Consider the following 15315-nt stretch of genomic DNA (forward strand, 5'->3'; position numbering starts at 1 on the left):
TACGTGGGCAACCTTGAACGCGCTTTCAGCCGCGCCGGAACGCCGCGAACAACGCCCACGCACCGAGCAGCACAAACCACACCAGGCTCCACCATGGCATCGACAGCCCGAGGAAGGTCCAGTCGATGTCGCCGCAGTTGCCGGTTGCGGTCATCACCTTGCGGATCACGTCGGTGGTGGACATCGTCTCGCGCATGAACGACAGCGGCACGCCGCAGCTGGCAGTGGGCGATGGGAACAGCTGGATCCACACGTGGCGCGCGGCGATGGCGATGCCGGCCAGCGCCGCCAGCCCAGCGAATACACCATAGGCGCGGCGCCCACCCGCCCGTGGCGCGTGCAGGCCACCCAGCAGGAAGACCAGACCCAGCCCGGCGAACGCCAGACGCTGGAAGATGCACAGGTTGCAGGGCTCAAGGCCATCGTGGAGCTGCAGGTAGATCGCGTACGCCAGCAGCGCTACGCACGCGGCAAAACCGAGCAGGAACTGGGTGCGGAAAGAACCGCGCAGAATAGAGTTGATCATTCGCGCAGCTTAACCGCTGCATGCAAGGGTGCGGAACCCGCACGACGCCGCGAAAGCTCCGCGCGTCGGCCCACCACCCTCGACGCGTCGAGGAATACCGGCGCCAAGGCCGCAGGGTTCGATCGGAATCCCGGTGGCGGCGCCAGAAAAGCAAAAGCCCCGGACGAACCGGGGCTTTGCGGTGCGTCGGCATCGAAGTGCCGGCGTTGTGGCGTGCGGATTACTCCGCAGCAGCCGGACGATCGACCAGCTCGACGTAGGCCATCGGCGCGTTGTCGCCAGCGCGGAAGCCGCACTTCAGGATGCGGGTGTAGCCGCCGTTGCGCGCAACGTAACGCGGGCCCAGCGTGGTGAACAGGGTGCCCACGGCTTCCTTGTCGCGCAGGCGCGAGAAGGCGAGGCGGCGGTTGGCAACGCCATCCACCTTGGCCAGGGTGATCAGCGGCTCGGCGACGCGGCGCAGCTCCTTGGCCTTCGGCAGGGTGGTGCGGATCAGGCCGTGCTTGATCAGCGAGGCGGCCATGTTGGTGAACATAGCATCGCGGTGGGCGCTGGTGCGGTTGAACTTGCGGCCGGACTTCTGGTGGCGCATGGGTCGGTTTCCTTAGTGAATGCTGTGACTGTTGAACTTCGCTGTCGCCATCCCGGCGTTGCTGCTTGGACTGCGGATGGTCCGTGCCGGCCCTCCGTGACCGGACATGCCGCGGGCCTTGGGGCCTGTCGGCGGGGTACTGCGGTGTTGCAATGAACCCCCGCCTTGCGGGCGGGGGTCCACGTTACTGCTGAACTCAGCCCATCATGCCGTGCGAGGCGATGCCCGCCGGCGGCCAGTTCTCAAGCTTCATGCCGAGCGAAAGACCACGCTGGGCGAGGACTTCCTTGATCTCGGTGAGCGACTTCTTGCCCAGGTTCGGGGTCTTGAGCAGCTCGACCTCGGTCTTCTGGATCAGGTCGCCGACGTAGTAAATGCTCTCGGCCTTCAGGCAGTTGGCCGAACGCACCGTCAGCTCCAGGTCATCGATCGGACGCAGCAGGATCGGGTCGATACCGGCCGTGGCCGGCTTCTGGGTGCCCGGACCGCGCTGGGTGAAGTCACCAAACACAGACAACTGGTCGGTGATGATCTCGGCGGCGGTACGGATGGCTTCCTCGGCATCGATCGTGCCGTTGGTCTCGATGTCGAGCACCAGCTTGTCGAGGTCGGTGCGCTGCTCCACGCGGGCCGCTTCCACGGCATACGCGACGCGGCGGACCGGCGAGAAGCTGGCGTCCAGCATCAGGCGACCCAGGGCGCGGGTCTCCTCGTCCGGGCGACGACGGGCGGCGGCCGGCTGGTAGCCGAACCCACGCTCGATCTTCAGGCGCATGTTGAGTGCCGTGTCCTTGGTCAGGTGGCAGATCACATGTTCCGGGTTCAGGATCTCGACGTTGTGGTCGGTCTTGATGTCGCCGGCGGTGACGACGCCCGGGCCCTGCTTGGACAGGGACAGGGTCGACGCGTCGCCGGTGTGCATGCGGATCGCGACGTCCTTGAGGTTCAGCAGAACCTCCAGCACGTCCTCTTCCAGGCCTTCCACGGTGGTGTACTCATGCAGCACGCCGTCGATCTCGACTTCCGTGATCGCGAAGCCGGGGATGGACGACAGCAGCACGCGACGCAGCGCATTGCCGAGGGTGTGGCCGTAGCCACGCTCCAGCGGCTCGATCACGACCTTGGCACGGTTGCCCGTGAGGCGTTCGATCTGGGGACCGCGGGGGCGCAGAACCTGGTTTGCGGTTACCGTCATTGGGTGGTGTCTCCTGCGGTTCCCCCGGCGGGGGCCGGGGGATTCAAAGTCATTACTTCGAGTACAGCTCGACGATCAGCGCTTCGTTGATGTCGGCCGGCAGGTCAGCGCGGTCCGGGACGGCCTTGAAGACGCCCGCGAACTTCTTGCTGTCCACCTCGACCCACGACGGCGACAGATCCATCTGCTGCGCCACGGACAGGGATTCCTGCACGCGGAGCTGCTTCTGGGCACGCTCGGAGAGCGCGATCGCATCGCCGGCCTTGACCTGGTAAGACGGCAGGTTCACCGACTTGCCGTTGACCGTCACGCCACGGTGCGAGACCAGCTGGCGGGCGGCCGGACGGGTCACCGCGAAGCCCATGCGGTAGACGACGTTGTCCAGGCGGGTCTCGAGCAGCTGCAACAGGTTTTCACCGGTGTTGCCCTTCTTGTTCGAGGCCTTCTTGTAGTAATTGCGGAACTGGCGCTCCAGCAGGCCGTAGATACGCTTGACCTTCTGCTTTTCACGCAGCTGGGTGGCGTAGTCGGACAGCTTGCCCTTGCGGGCAGTCGGACCGTGCTGGCCGGGCTTCTGCTCCAGCTTGCACTTCGAATCCAGGGCGCGGACGGGCGACTTCAGCGAGAGGTCGGCGCCTTCGCGGCGGGAGAGCTTACACTTGGGACCAATATAACGTGCCATGTCTCTTCAGCTCCTCAGACGCGGCGCTTTTTCGGCGGACGGCAGCCGTTGTGCGGAATCGGCGTGACGTCGATGATGTTGGCGATCTTGTAGCCGACGTTGTTCAGCGAACGAACGGCGGACTCGCGACCCGGACCCGGACCCTTGATACGCACTTCGAGCGTCTTCAGGCCGTAATCGAGGGCAGCACGACCGGCCTTTTCGGCGGCAACCTGGGCCGCGAACGGGGTCGACTTGCGGGAGCCGCGGAAACCGGCGCCGCCCGAGGTCGCCCAGCTCAGTGCATTGCCCTGGCGGTCGGTGATCGTGACGATGGTGTTGTTGAAAGAAGCGTGGACGTGGGCGATGCCGTCGGTGACGACGCGCTTGATCTTCTTCTTGGTCTTGGCTGCAGCAGGCTTGGCCATGATCTATACCCCTTACTTCTTGATGGCCTTGCGCGGACCCTTACGGGTACGGGCATTGGTCCGGGTACGCTGGCCGCGCAGCGGCAGGCCGCGACGGTGACGCAGGCCGCGGTAGCAGCCCAGGTCCATCAGGCGCTTGATGGCGATACCCACCTCACGGCGCAGGTCGCCCTCGACCACGTACTTGCCGATCTCGGCGCGCAAGCGCTCGACTTCAGGCTCGGACAGGTCGCGGATCTTGGTGGTCGAAGTCACGCCTGCGGCATCGCAGACCTGCTTCGAACGGGTACGGCCAATGCCGTAAATACTTTGCAGCCCGACCCAGACATGCTTCTGGGCAGGCAGGTTGACGCCAGCAATACGCGCCATAACGCGATCTCCAACTAGGTTTGGCGGCCGGATTGAGGTCACCCGGCGGAGTGAATCGACAAGTTTATCAAAGTCTCGTTTCAACAGGAAGCCCTGCGGAGCCCGAAGGCACCGCAGGTACTCCGGCATGGGGAGTGTGCCCATGCTCCGGCGACGAGAGGGAGCTGTCTGGGAGAGGCTGTCTAACCCCTCTCCCGACCCCCCGCGCTACTCTGGCGCAGGGACCGGCTCCAACTCACCTGTGCGCGAGACCGCCGCCCAGGTCGCCCTTCTTGTCGTCAATCCGCCGCTGGTGCGGAGACGCCAAACAACTTTCTCAGCCGCGCGGCAGGCCGCGCGAACCGCCCTTCAGATTGGCCTTCTTCAGCAGGCTCTCGTACTGGTGCGACATCAGGTGGGCCTGGATCTGGGCAATGAAGTCCATCACCACCACCACCACGATCAGCAGCGAGGTGCCACCGAAGTAGAACGAGGTACCCATCTGGGTGCGCATCACTTCGGGCAGCAGGCAGACCACCACCAGATAGATCGCGCCGGCCGCGGTCAGGCGGGTCAGCACGCCATCGATGTAGTCCGCCGTGGCCTTGCCCGGTCGGATACCCGGGATCAGCGCGCCCGACTTCTTCAAATTATCCGCCGTCTCCTGGGAGTTGAACACCAGGGCGGTATAGAAGAAGGCGAAGCCCGTGATCAGCGCGGCGTACAGCACCATGTGCAACGGCTCGCCCGGGTTCAGCATGTTGCTGAGCTTGAGCAGCCACGAGCTGGAGCTGCCCTGGGCGAACCAGGTTGCCGCCGTCGCCGGGAACATCACGATGCTCGAAGCGAAGATGGCCGGGATGACGCCGGACATGTTCAGCTTGAGCGGCAGGAACGAGGACTGGTTCATGTACGCGTTGCGGCCACCTTGGCGGCGCGCGTAGTTGACCGTGATCCGCCGCTGCCCGCGCTCGACGAACACCACCGCGAAAGTAAAGAACAGCACGATGGCAACCACAAGGATCGCGACGATCGGGCTCATGTCGCCGTTGCGGATCTGCTCGAACATGCCGATCAGCGCGGACGGCAGCCCGGCCACGATACCGGCGAAGATGATCAGCGACACGCCGTTGCCGACGCCACGCTCGGTCACCTGCTCGCCCAGCCACATCAGGAACATGGTGCCTGCGGTCAGCGCGATCACGGCGGTGATGACGAAGCCCGGGCCCGGGTTGTACACCACCGGAATGCCTTGGCTGGCGCCACCGGCCTGCAGCGCCGTCGCGATGCCCCACGCCTGGAAGATGGCGAGCGGAATCGCACCCATGCGCGACCACTGGTTGATCCGCTTGCGGCCCGACTCGCCCTCCTTCTGGATGGCCTTCAGGCTGGGCACGATCTGGGTCAGCAGCTGGACGATGATCGACGCCGAGATGTACGGCATCACGTTCAAAGCCAACAGGCTGAAACGCTCCAGCGCGCCACCGGAGAACATGTTGAACATGTCCACGATGGTGCCCTGCTGGGTTTCCATCAGGCGAAGCATCGCCTCCGGATTGACGCCCGGCACCGGGATGTAGCAACCGATGCGGTAGACGATCAGAGCGCCGATTACAAACAACAGACGTTGGCGGAGCTCGGTGAACTTACCGAGCCCGCCACCCACGCCGGCCATCGCGTTGCCGCTCCGCGCCATGCGTCGCTTACTCCCCGACCTTGCCGCCAGCCGCTTCGATCGCGGCCTTGGCACCGGCGGTGGCCAGCAGACCCTTCAGCACGAAGGCCTTGGTCAGCTCACCCTTCTTCACGATCTTGGCCTGCTTGGCGGTGCTCGGCACCAGCTTGGCAGCGCGCAGGGCGGCGAAATCGACCTCGCCGGCCTCCAGCTTGTCCAGCTGGTACAGCAGCACTTCGGCCGTGTCGTTCTTCAGCTTGGAGCGGAAGCCGACCTTCGGCAGGCGCATGTACATCGGCATCTGGCCGCCTTCGAAACCGGCCTTGATCTTGCCCTTGCCGGCGCGCGCGAACGAGCCCTTGTGGCCGCGGCCAGCGGTCTTGCCCAGGCCCGAGCCGATACCACGACCGACGCGGGTACGCTCCTGGCGGGCGCCCTCGGCGGGTTGCAGAGTGTTGAGACGCATGATGATTACTCCTCCACGCGAACGAGGTAGTGGAGCTGGTTGATCAGACCGCGAACCTGCGGGCTGTCCTTGAGCTCACGGACGCTGTTGAGCTTGCCGAGGCCGAGCGCCTTCACCGAGAGACGGTGACGCGACTGGGTACCACGCAGGCCCTTGACCAGGCGCACCTTGATGGTGCCGCCAGCAGCTTCATTCTTAGCCATTGATCAGGTCCTCCACCTTCTTGCCACGCTTGGCCGCGATCTGCGACGGCGAATGCATGTCGGTCAGGCCCTTGATGGTGGCGCGGACCAGGTTGATCGGGTTGCGCGAACCGACGGCCTTGGCCAGCACGTTCTTCACGCCCACCGCTTCCAGCACGGCGCGCATCGCGCCACCGGCAATCACGCCGGTACCTTCGGAGGCCGGCTGCATGAACACGCGGGCTGCGCCGTGGCCGGACTTGACCGCGTGCCACAGGGTGCCGTTGTTCAGGTCGACGTTGTTCATCGCCTTGCGGGCGTATTCCATCGACTTCTGGATGGCGACCGGCACTTCGCGCGCCTTGCCGTAGCCGAAGCCAACCTTGCCGTTGCCGTCGCCCACCACCGTCAGTGCGGTGAAGGTGAACTGGCGGCCGCCCTTGACGGTCTTGCTGACGCGGTTGACCGCAATCAGCTTCTCGATCATGCCGTCGTCGATCTCTTCGCGGTTACGGTCGCGATCACGACCCCGCGGTGCACGCTCTTCTGCCATTTTCGAAATCTCTTGTAGTTGAAGGATTTGCGGCTTCGCCGCTTATGGTTGTGGGTACATCGGTCGTTCCACGCCACCGGCAATCCGGACGACGCGTCCGACGGCAAGCCCCGTCGGCGGCGAACTGCGTTGAATGCAGGAGGCGTGGGGACGAATCCCCACGCCTTCAAGCATCAGAACTGCAAGCCACCTTCGCGGGCGGCATCGGCCAGCGCCTTGATGCGGCCGTGGTAGCGGTAGCCCGAGCGGTCGAAGGCGACCTTCTCGATGCCAGCAGCCTTGGCGCGCTCGGCAACCATGCGGCCAACCTTGGCGGCGGCATCGGCGTTCTTGCCGTTCTTCAGGCCTTCCTTGACGTCGGCCTGCACGGTCGAGGCCGACGCCAGGACCTTGGAGCCGTCGGCGGTGAAGACCTGGGCGTACAGGTGCTGGCCGGTGCGCAGCACCGACAGGCGCGGCACGCCGAGTTCGCGGATGTGTGCGCGGGTCGACTTGGCGCGACGCAGGCGGGCAATGTTCTTGTTCATGCTCTTGTCTCCAGAAGCTGAAAGCCGATCAGGCCTTCTTGGCTTCCTTGCGGATGATGACTTCGCCGGCGTACTTCACGCCCTTGCCCTTGTACGGCTCCGGCGGACGGAAACCGCGGATCTTGGCGGCAACTTCGCCCACGCGCTGCTTGTCAGCGCCCGAGACCACGACTTCGGTCTGGGTCGGGGTGGCGATGGTGATGCCTTCCGGCGCCGGGAACAGGATCGGATGCGAGTAACCCAGCGACAGGTTCAGGTCCTTGCCCTGCATGGCGGCACGGTAACCGACGCCCACCAGCTCAAGCTTGCGCTCGAAGCCTTCGGACACGCCCTTCACCATGTTGGCGAGGATGGCGCGCAGGGTACCGGTCAGCGGGATCAGCGCAGCGTCTTCGGTCGAGAACACGGCGTGGCCGTCTTCAACCTTCAGCTCGATGGCGGCGGGCTTGGCGATCGACAGGGTGCCCTTCGGGCCCTTGGTGGCGATCGAGTCGGCCTGGATGGTCAGTTCAACGCCCTTCGGCAGGGCGACGGGCTTCTTGGCAACGCGGGACATGGTTCAGTTCTCCCTTAGGCCACGAAGCACAGGACTTCACCGCCGACGCCCTGCTGGCGCGCCTGCGCATCGGTCATGATGCCCTTGGAGGTGGAAATGATGGCAACGCCGAGGCCGCCCATGACCTTCGGCAGATCGCTCTTTCCGCGGTATTGACGCAGGCCCGAACGGGAGTAGCGCTGGAGGCGCTCGATCACCGGCTTGCCCTCGAAATACTTCAGCACGATTTCCAGTTCGGCCTTGGCGCCGTCCTGGGTCACGCGGAAGTCGGCGATGTAGCCCTCGTTCTTCAGAACGGTGGCAATCGCGGTCTTGATCTTGGACGACGGCATCTTCACCGTCTGCTTCCGAACAGCGGCCGCATTCTTGATGCGAACCAGCATGTCGGCGATGGGATCAGTCATGCTCATGGATGTTTCCTTATGAGTGCACCGATATCCGCGGAATGCGAATTCAGTTGTAACGACGAGTTCCCCACCCGGAGGCGGGGAACTCGCAATGGTACAAGAACCAGCTGGGGTTTACCAGCTGGCCTTGCGCAGGCCCGGCACGTCGCCACGCATGGTGGCTTCGCGGAGCTTGTTGCGGCCCAGGCCGAACTTGGAGTAGACGGCACGCGGGCGGCCGGTCAGCGCGCAACGGGTGCGCTGGCGGCACGGGGACGAATCGCGCGGCAGCTTCTGCAGCTTGGTCGCGGCATCCATCTTGTCCTCGTACGAGGCGGTCGGGCTGGAGATGATCTTCTTCAGCGCTTCGCGCTTCTCGCCGTGCTGCTTGGCAAGCTTGGCCCGCTTGATCTCGCGGTTGACCATGGAGGTCTTGGCCATTGTGTCAGTCCTCGAGTATCAGTTACGGAACGGGAAACGGAAGGCTTCGAGCAGCGCCTTGGCCTCGGCATCGGTCTTCGCGGTCGTGGTGATCGCGATGTCCATGCCGCGGATCGCGTCGACGGCGTCGAAGTCGATTTCCGGGAAGATGATCTGCTCCTTCACGCCCATGTTGTAGTTGCCACGGCCGTCGAACGCGCGACCCGACACGCCGCGGAAGTCGCGGACGCGCGGCAGCGAGATGTTGATCAGGCGGTCGAGGAACTCGAACATCTTGGCGCGACGCAGGGTCACCTTGCAGCCGATCGGCCAACCGTCACGGATCTTGAACGACGCGACCGAGACGCGGGTCTTGGTCACCAGCGGCTTCTGACCCGAAATCTTGGTCATGTCGGCCACGGCGTTCTCGAGCACCTTCTTGTTGGTCGCTGCTTCGCCCACGCCCATGTTGAGCGTGACCTTGACGAGGCGCGGCACTTCCATCGGGTTCTTGTAGCCGAACTTCTTCGTCAGCTGCGGAACCACTTCTTCCTGGTAGAACTTTTCAAGCCGGGTGGTCATTTATGCATTCCTCAGGCGTCAACCGCCTCACCGCTGGAGCGGAACACACGCAGTTTGCGTCCATCCTCCAGCACCTTGAAACCGACGCGCTCACCCTTGCCCGTGGCAGGATTGAAGAGCATCACGTTGGAAATGTGGATCGGAGCTTCGCGCTCGACCACGCCGCCCGGCTGGCCAGCCTGCGGGTTCGGCTTGGTGTGGCGCTTGATGATGTTGATGTTGGACACGACGACCTTGTCGCCGGCCACGCGCACCACATCACCCTTCTTGCCCTTGTCCTTGCCGGAGATGACGACGACCTGGTCGCCCTTGCGGATACGGTTCATTTTCTATTCCTCCGCTCAGAGCACTTCAGGCGCCAGCGAGACGATCTTCATGAACTTCTCGGAGCGCAGCTCACGGGTTACAGGCCCGAAGATACGGGTACCGATCGGTTCCTGCTTGTTGTTCAGGAGCACGGCGGCGTTGCCATCGAAGCGGATCAGCGAACCGTCCGGACGACGCACGCCCTTGCGGGTGCGGACCACGACGGCGTCATAGACGTCGCCCTTCTTGACCTTGCCGCGCGGGATCGCGTCCTTCACGGTGACCTTGATGATGTCGCCAATCGCGGCGTAACGGCGCTTGGAGCCGCCGAGCACCTTGATGCACATCACTTCCTTGGCACCGGAGTTGTCGGCCACGTCGAGGTAGCTTTGCATCTGGATCATGGTTAGCTCTCCTCTTACTCGGCGGCGCGGCTGACGATCTCAACCACGCTCCAGTTCTTGGTCTTGGACATCGGCGCAATCTCCTTCACACGCACGACATCGCCTTCCTTGCAGGCGTTGTCGGCGTCGTGGGCGTGGAGCTTGGTCGAGCGACGGATGTACTTGCCGTACAGCGCGTGCTTGACCTGGCGCTCGACGAGCACGGTGACGGTCTTGTCCATCTTGTTGCTGACGACCCGGCCTTCAACCGTGCGAATCGCCTTCTCTGTATTGTTGTCGGTCATTGCAGGGTCCTTACTTCTTATCGCCCAGCAGCATGTTCACGCGAGCGATCTCGCGGCGCACACGGCGGACGTCATGGGTCTTGGCGAGCTGGCCGGTCGCCTTCTGCATGCGCAGGGCGAACTGCTCCTTCTGGAGGTCCAGCAGATGGGACTTCAGCTCGTCGGCCGACTTTTCGCGCAATTGCTTGAGTTCCATTAGCGCACCGTACGGGTAACGAAAGTGGTGGTCACCGACAGCTTGGCGGCGGCCAGGCGGAACGCCTCGCGTGCCACTTCCTCGCTGACGCCCTCGATCTCATAGATCATGCGGCCGGGCTGGATCTGGGCCACCCAGTACTCCACGTTGCCCTTACCGGAGCCCATTCGGACTTCGATCGGCTTCTTGGTGATCGGCTTGTCGGGGAACACGCGGATCCACATCTTGCCGCCACGCTTGACGTAGCGGCTGATGGAACGACGTGCTGCCTCGATCTGGCGCGCGGTCAGCTGACCGTGCGCGGTCGCCTTCAGGCCGAATTCGCCGAAGCTGACGGCGTTGCCGCTCCAGCTCAGGCCTTCGTTGCGGCCCTTGTGTACCTTGCGGTACTTGGTTCGCTTGGGTTGCAACATGTTGGATTACCTCGCTTCGCGGGCCGGACGGGCCGGACGGTCGTTGCGATCACGACGGTCGCCACGGTCGCCGCGCTCAGCGCGCGGAGCGGCGTCGTCCTGCTTTTCCTGGCCAACCTGGGAGAAATCGAAGATCTCGCCCTTGTAGACCCACGTCTTGATGCCGATGATGCCGTAGGTCGTCTTGGCTTCAGCGAAGCCATAGTCGATGTCGGCACGCAGGGTGTGCAGCGGCACGCGGCCTTCGCGGTACCACTCCGAACGGGCGATTTCCGCACCGTTGAGGCGGCCAGCGACGTTGACCTTGATGCCCAGCGCGCCCAGGCGCATCGCGTTGCCAACCGCGCGCTTCATGGCGCGGCGGAACATGATGCGACGCTCCAACTGCTGCGCGATCGACTCGGACACCAGTTGCGCGTCGAGTTCCGGCTTGCGGACCTCGGTCACGTTGATGTGCGCCGGAACGCCCATCACCGCGGAGACTTCCTTGCGCAACTTCTCGATGTCCTCACCACGCTTGCCGATCACCACGCCCGGACGGGCGGTGTGGATCGTGACGCGGGCGTTGTTGGCCGGGCGCTCGATGAAGATCTTCGAGATACCAGCCTGCGCCAGCTTCTTGCGAAGCATCTCGCGGACCTTCAGGTCAGCAGCCAGGAACTCGGCGTACTGCTTCTTGTTGGCAAACCACTTGGAATTCCAGTCCTTGGCGATGCCCAGGCGGATGCCAGTCGGATGAACTTTGTGACCCATTGTCTGACTCCGCCTTACTTGCCCGCGCCCACGACCACAGTGATGTGGCTGGTGCGCTTGAGGATGCGGGTGCCGCGGCCCTTCGCTCGCGCCATGAAGCGCTTAAGCGTCGGACCCTCGTCCACCATGATGGTCTTGACCTTGAGCTCGTCGATGTCAGCGCCCTGGTTGTTCTCGGCGTTGGCGATGGCGGACTCCACGACCTTGCGGATCATGTGGGCGGCCTTCTTGTCCGAGAACTTCAGCAGGTTGACGGCGCGTTCAGCCGACAGACCGCGGACCTGATCAGCGACCAGGCGGGCCTTCTGCGGGGAGATGCGCGCGGTGCGCAGGATGGCTTTCGCTTCCATGGTCATCTCCTTACCTCGACTTCTTGTCGCCGCCATGACCCTTGAACGTCCGGGTCAGGGCGAACTCGCCGAGCTTGTGGCCAACCATGTTCTCGTTGACAAGCACGGGGATGTGGTTCTTGCCGTTGTGCACGGCAATCGTGAAACCGATCATCTCGGGGAGGATCGTCGAGCGACGCGACCAGGTCTTGATCGGCTTCTTGTTGTTGCCCGCGGTCTCCACCTTCTTGGCGAGGTGGTGATCGATGAACGGGCCCTTCTTGAGTGAACGTGCCATGGCCGATTAGCTCCTACGATCGCGCACGATGAACTGCTGGGTGCGCTTGTTCTTACGGGTCTTGTAACCCTTGGTCGGGACACCCCACGGGGTGACCGGGTGCGGGTTACCCTGACCGGCCTTGGCCTCACCACCGCCGTGCGGGTGATCGACCGGGTTCATGGCCGCACCGCGAACGGTCGGCTTGACACCGCGCCAACGCTTGGCACCGGCCTTGCCCAGCTTCTCGAGGCTGTGCTCGTCGTTGCCGACTTCGCCGATGGTGGCGCAGCACTCGACCGGCACCTTGCGCATTTCGCCGGAGCGGAGGCGCAGGGTGGCGTAACCGTGTTCACGCGCAACCAGGTAGACGCCAGCACCAGCCGCACGAGCCAGCTGTGCGCCCTTGCCCGGCTTCATCTCGACGCAGTGCACCGTGGTGCCGACCGGGATGTTGCTCAGCGGCAGGGTGTTGCCGGTGCGGATGGGAGCATCACGACCCGCGATCACCTGGTCGCCGGCCTTCAGGCCCTTCGGCGAGATGATGTAACGACGCTCGCCGTCCACGTAGCACAGCAGAGCGATGTGCGCGGTGCGGTTCGGGTCGTATTCGACGCGCTCGACGCGGGCGGGGATGCCGACCTTGTCGCGCTTGAAGTCGATGATGCGGTAGTGCTGCTTGCTGCCACCACCGATGTGGCGGGTGGTGATGCGGCCATAGTTGTTGCGGCCACCGGTCTTGTTCTGCTTCTCAAGGAGCGGCGCGTGCGGCGCACCCTTGTGCAGGTCCGGCGTCACCACGCGGACCGCGCTGCGGCGGCCGGGCGAAGTGGGCTTGAAAGTCATCAATGCCATGGGTATCTATCCTCAGGCCTTGGCCATCACGTCGATCGACTGGCCTTCGGCCAGCGTCACGTACGCCTTGCGCCAGTCGTTGCGGCGACCTTCGCGGAACTTGAAGGACTTGGTCTTGCCCTTGACGTTCACGACGTTGACCGCTTCAACCTTGACGTCGAACAGCTTTTCCACGGCGACCTTGATGTCGGCCTTGGTAGCGTCCGTCGCGACTTCGAAGACGTATTGGTTGGAAACTTCCTGCAGGCGAGCGGTCTTTTCGGACACGCGCGGCGCACGGATGATGTTGTAGAGCTTGGCGTCGTTCATGCCAGCCACTCCTCGATCTTCTTCACCGCGTCGGCGGTGACCACGACCGTATCCGCACCCACGAGGGAGACCGGATCCAGGCCCTGGACGTCACGCACTTGGACGTACGGCAGGTTGCGCGCCGAGAGGTACAGGTTCTCGGTGGCGTCTTCGGTGACGATCAGCGGACGCTGGCCGACTTCCAGACCCTTGAGCTTGGCAACCAGGCCCGAGGTCTTCGGAGCGTCAAGCTCGAAGTTCTCGACGACCATGATGCGGCCCTGGCGGTTGAGCTCGGACAGGATCGCGGCGATCGCGGCGCGATACATCTTGCGGTTGACCTTCTGCGCGAAGCTGCGCGGCTTGGCCGCGAAGGTCACGCCGCCGCCGACGAAGATCGGAGCCGTCAGCGCGCCATGACGCGCACCACCGCCCTTCTGCTTCTTCGACTTCTTGGTCGTGCCGTTGACTTCCGCACGGGTCTTCTGCGCCTTGGTACCGGCGCGACCGGCGTTGCGGTAAGCAACGACCACCTGGTGAACCAGGTCTTCGCTGAAATCGCGGCCGAAGATCTCGTCGGAGACCGAGACGGTCTTGCTGCTGTTATTGATGGCGAGTTCCATCGTCATCGTCTCCCTTATGCCTTGCTCGTCGGACGGACGATCACGTCGCCACCCGGAGCGCCCGGCACCGCGCCCTTGACGGCGATCAGGCCGCGCTCGGCGTCGACCTTGACCACTTCCAGGCCCTGGGTGCTCTGCTGGACGGCGCCCATGTGACCGGCCATCTTCTTGCCCGGGAACACGCGGCCCGGGGTCTGACGCTGACCGATAGAACCCGGCGCGCGGTGCGACAGCGAGTTACCGTGGGTGGCGTCGCCCATGGTGAAGTTCCAGCGCTTGATGGTGCCCTGGAAGCCCTTACCCTTGGTCACGCCCTGGACGTCGACGGTCTGGCCGACTTCAAAGATGTCGGCCTTGATCTCGCCGCCCACTTCGAAGCCACCGATCAGCTCGTCTGCCACGCGGAACTCCCACAGGCCGCGACCGGCTTCGACCTTCGCCTTGGCGAGGTGACCGGCTTCCGGCTTGTTGACGAGCGCAGCGCGCTTGGCGCCCACGGTCACCTGCACGGCGCTGTAGCCGTCGGTGTCCTGGGTCTTGATCTGGGTGATGCGGTTCGGGGTGGCCTCAATCAGGGTCACCGGAACCGACTTGCCGTCCTCGGTGAAGAGGCGGCTCATGCCGGCCTTGCGACCGACGATGCCCAACGAATACTTCTTCGCGGTCATGGTGGTGGCCTCAGGTCAGCTTGATCTGGACGTCAACGCCCGCCGCGAGCTCGAGCTTCATCAGCGCGTCCACGGTCTTGTCGTTGGGGTCGACGATGTCGAGCACGCGCTTGTGCGTGCGGGTCTCGTACTGGTCGCGCGCATCCTTGTCGGCGTGCGGCGAAACGAGAATGGTGTAACGCTCGATCTTGGTCGGCAGCGGGATCGGGCCCTTGACCTGGGCACCGGTACGCTTGGCCGTCTCAACGATCTCGCTGGCCGAGCGATCGATCAGACGATGATCGTACGCCTTCAGCCGAATTCGGATCTTTTGGTCCGCCATGACGGTATTCCTTCGTTAAAGAGCGACGGGCCGGCCTCCGGGTGTGCCGAACCCCATGAATACGCAACTACCCCGGGGCTACACCCTCGCCCCGGAGCCTCCTTGCCTGGAAAAACAAAGGCAGATCGGTTTCCCGACCCGCCCAGACTGAGTAGAACGCACGAAAGGCCCCGTTTAGCGTTCCTTGGAAGCCCGAGGGCCCGGAACGTACGGAGCACGCCGTGCGACATATCCCTGTCTGGCGAATACGAGGCGCGTCCTGCTCCTCATTTCGCTGGTTGCGGCGCTTCGCGTGAACGAAGTACCGCAGTAGTCTTGCATTCTAACCGGATATCCACAGCCAGTGCAAGCACACCCGCCGGGAGTTCCAAGGAACGCTGGGGACCTGTTCAGCCCAGGCAACCCCGCCGCTGCGGGGCGCCTGAACCGGAGCCGGGCGCGCTTGCACGCGCCCGGCCGGCTTCTTACTTGATGATCTTGGCGACGACGCCCGCGCCGAC

General features: G+C 64.1%; 28 protein-coding genes. All 28 read right to left on the reverse strand.

Features of this window, described 5'->3' with window-relative positions:
• Positions 1-25: 25 nt before the first annotated feature.
• On the reverse strand, positions 26-526 hold the full coding sequence (locus N800_RS09980) for a disulfide bond formation protein B (protein ID WP_036137812.1): 501 nt from the start codon (positions 524-526) through the stop codon (positions 26-28).
• A 220-nt stretch (positions 527-746) separates the two neighbouring features.
• A complete protein-coding gene (gene rplQ, locus N800_RS09985) occupies positions 747-1118 on the reverse strand; it encodes a 50S ribosomal protein L17 (protein WP_036137814.1) in 372 nt (123 codons plus the stop codon).
• 196 nt (positions 1119-1314) lie between these two features.
• The gene (locus N800_RS09990; RefSeq protein ID WP_036137816.1) at positions 1315-2313 is read right to left on the reverse strand and encodes a DNA-directed RNA polymerase subunit alpha; all 999 of its coding nucleotides are present in this window, start codon (positions 2311-2313) and stop codon (positions 1315-1317) included.
• 52 nt (positions 2314-2365) lie between these two features.
• Positions 2366-2995, reverse strand: a complete 630-nt coding sequence (gene rpsD / locus N800_RS09995; RefSeq protein WP_036137819.1) for a 30S ribosomal protein S4 — start codon at positions 2993-2995, stop codon at positions 2366-2368.
• Between the two features lie 14 nt (positions 2996-3009).
• Positions 3010-3402 carry a 30S ribosomal protein S11 gene (gene rpsK, locus N800_RS10000; protein WP_036137822.1) on the reverse strand — a complete coding sequence of 131 codons (393 nt, stop codon included), beginning with the start codon at positions 3400-3402 and terminating at the stop codon, positions 3010-3012.
• 12 nt (positions 3403-3414) lie between these two features.
• Entirely contained in the window at positions 3415-3771 is a 357-nt protein-coding gene (rpsM, locus tag N800_RS10005) for a 30S ribosomal protein S13 (RefSeq protein WP_036137825.1), read from the reverse strand.
• Positions 3772-4087: 316 nt separating this feature from the next.
• Complete coding sequence (gene secY / locus N800_RS10010) at positions 4088-5446, reverse strand: preprotein translocase subunit SecY (protein ID WP_036137827.1); 1359 nt, start codon at positions 5444-5446, stop codon at positions 4088-4090.
• A gap of 7 nt (positions 5447-5453) precedes the next feature.
• Entirely contained in the window at positions 5454-5897 is a 444-nt protein-coding gene (rplO, locus tag N800_RS10015) for a 50S ribosomal protein L15 (protein WP_084087467.1), read from the reverse strand.
• Positions 5897-6094 carry a 50S ribosomal protein L30 gene (gene rpmD, locus N800_RS10020; protein WP_036137832.1) on the reverse strand — a complete coding sequence of 66 codons (198 nt, stop codon included), beginning with the start codon at positions 6092-6094 and terminating at the stop codon, positions 5897-5899. Before rpmD ends, rplO begins: the two co-directional genes overlap by 1 nt.
• Entirely contained in the window at positions 6087-6626 is a 540-nt protein-coding gene (rpsE, locus tag N800_RS10025) for a 30S ribosomal protein S5 (protein WP_052108139.1), read from the reverse strand. The genes rpmD and rpsE overlap by 8 nt, the downstream gene beginning before the upstream one ends.
• A 173-nt stretch (positions 6627-6799) precedes the next feature.
• A complete protein-coding gene (gene rplR / locus N800_RS10030) occupies positions 6800-7153 on the reverse strand; it encodes a 50S ribosomal protein L18 (RefSeq protein ID WP_036137835.1) in 354 nt (117 codons plus the stop codon).
• Between the two features lie 28 nt (positions 7154-7181).
• Complete coding sequence (gene rplF, locus N800_RS10035) at positions 7182-7709, reverse strand: 50S ribosomal protein L6 (RefSeq protein ID WP_036137838.1); 528 nt, start codon at positions 7707-7709, stop codon at positions 7182-7184.
• 14 nt (positions 7710-7723) lie between these two features.
• Complete coding sequence (gene rpsH / locus N800_RS10040; RefSeq protein ID WP_036137840.1) at positions 7724-8119, reverse strand: 30S ribosomal protein S8; 396 nt, start codon at positions 8117-8119, stop codon at positions 7724-7726.
• A 111-nt stretch (positions 8120-8230) separates the two neighbouring features.
• Positions 8231-8536: a 30S ribosomal protein S14 gene (gene rpsN, locus N800_RS10045; RefSeq protein ID WP_036137844.1), complete on the reverse strand. Its 306-nt coding sequence runs from the start codon at positions 8534-8536 to the stop codon at positions 8231-8233.
• 18 nt (positions 8537-8554) lie between these two features.
• Positions 8555-9097, reverse strand: coding sequence for a 50S ribosomal protein L5 (rplE, locus tag N800_RS10050; RefSeq protein ID WP_036137847.1), 543 nt, complete (start codon positions 9095-9097; stop codon positions 8555-8557).
• Positions 9098-9108: 11 nt separating this feature from the next.
• Entirely contained in the window at positions 9109-9423 is a 315-nt protein-coding gene (rplX, locus tag N800_RS10055) for a 50S ribosomal protein L24 (RefSeq protein ID WP_036137850.1), read from the reverse strand.
• A 15-nt stretch (positions 9424-9438) separates the two neighbouring features.
• Complete coding sequence (gene rplN / locus N800_RS10060) at positions 9439-9807, reverse strand: 50S ribosomal protein L14 (protein WP_036137852.1); 369 nt, start codon at positions 9805-9807, stop codon at positions 9439-9441.
• A 14-nt stretch (positions 9808-9821) separates the two neighbouring features.
• Positions 9822-10091 carry a 30S ribosomal protein S17 gene (gene rpsQ, locus N800_RS10065; protein ID WP_036137854.1) on the reverse strand — a complete coding sequence of 90 codons (270 nt, stop codon included), beginning with the start codon at positions 10089-10091 and terminating at the stop codon, positions 9822-9824.
• Between the two features lie 10 nt (positions 10092-10101).
• Positions 10102-10287 (reverse strand): 50S ribosomal protein L29, encoded by a 186-nt coding sequence (gene rpmC, locus N800_RS10070; protein WP_036137857.1) that lies wholly within the window; start codon positions 10285-10287, stop codon positions 10102-10104.
• Positions 10287-10700 carry a 50S ribosomal protein L16 gene (gene rplP / locus N800_RS10075; RefSeq protein WP_036137860.1) on the reverse strand — a complete coding sequence of 138 codons (414 nt, stop codon included), beginning with the start codon at positions 10698-10700 and terminating at the stop codon, positions 10287-10289. Before rplP ends, rpmC begins: the two co-directional genes overlap by 1 nt.
• A 6-nt stretch (positions 10701-10706) precedes the next feature.
• Entirely contained in the window at positions 10707-11453 is a 747-nt protein-coding gene (gene rpsC / locus N800_RS10080; RefSeq protein ID WP_036137862.1) for a 30S ribosomal protein S3, read from the reverse strand.
• Between the two features lie 14 nt (positions 11454-11467).
• Positions 11468-11803: a 50S ribosomal protein L22 gene (gene rplV, locus N800_RS10085; RefSeq protein WP_036137913.1), complete on the reverse strand. Its 336-nt coding sequence runs from the start codon at positions 11801-11803 to the stop codon at positions 11468-11470.
• A 10-nt stretch (positions 11804-11813) separates the two neighbouring features.
• Positions 11814-12080: a 30S ribosomal protein S19 gene (gene rpsS / locus N800_RS10090; protein ID WP_036137865.1), complete on the reverse strand. Its 267-nt coding sequence runs from the start codon at positions 12078-12080 to the stop codon at positions 11814-11816.
• Between the two features lie 6 nt (positions 12081-12086).
• Positions 12087-12914, reverse strand: a complete 828-nt coding sequence (gene rplB / locus N800_RS10095; RefSeq protein ID WP_036137867.1) for a 50S ribosomal protein L2 — start codon at positions 12912-12914, stop codon at positions 12087-12089.
• Positions 12915-12926: 12 nt separating this feature from the next.
• Positions 12927-13223: a 50S ribosomal protein L23 gene (gene rplW, locus N800_RS10100; protein WP_036137871.1), complete on the reverse strand. Its 297-nt coding sequence runs from the start codon at positions 13221-13223 to the stop codon at positions 12927-12929.
• Positions 13220-13825 (reverse strand): 50S ribosomal protein L4, encoded by a 606-nt coding sequence (rplD, locus tag N800_RS10105; protein ID WP_036137916.1) that lies wholly within the window; start codon positions 13823-13825, stop codon positions 13220-13222. The genes rplW and rplD overlap by 4 nt, the downstream gene beginning before the upstream one ends.
• Before the next feature lie 14 nt (positions 13826-13839).
• Positions 13840-14493, reverse strand: a complete 654-nt coding sequence (gene rplC, locus N800_RS10110; RefSeq protein WP_036137874.1) for a 50S ribosomal protein L3 — start codon at positions 14491-14493, stop codon at positions 13840-13842.
• Positions 14494-14503: 10 nt separating this feature from the next.
• The gene (gene rpsJ, locus N800_RS10115; RefSeq protein WP_036137876.1) at positions 14504-14815 is read right to left on the reverse strand and encodes a 30S ribosomal protein S10; all 312 of its coding nucleotides are present in this window, start codon (positions 14813-14815) and stop codon (positions 14504-14506) included.
• Positions 14816-15315: the final 500 nt, after the last annotated feature.

The organism is Lysobacter daejeonensis GH1-9, assembly GCF_000768355.1.
GTDB classification, from domain to species: domain Bacteria; phylum Pseudomonadota; class Gammaproteobacteria; order Xanthomonadales; family Xanthomonadaceae; genus Aerolutibacter; species Aerolutibacter daejeonensis.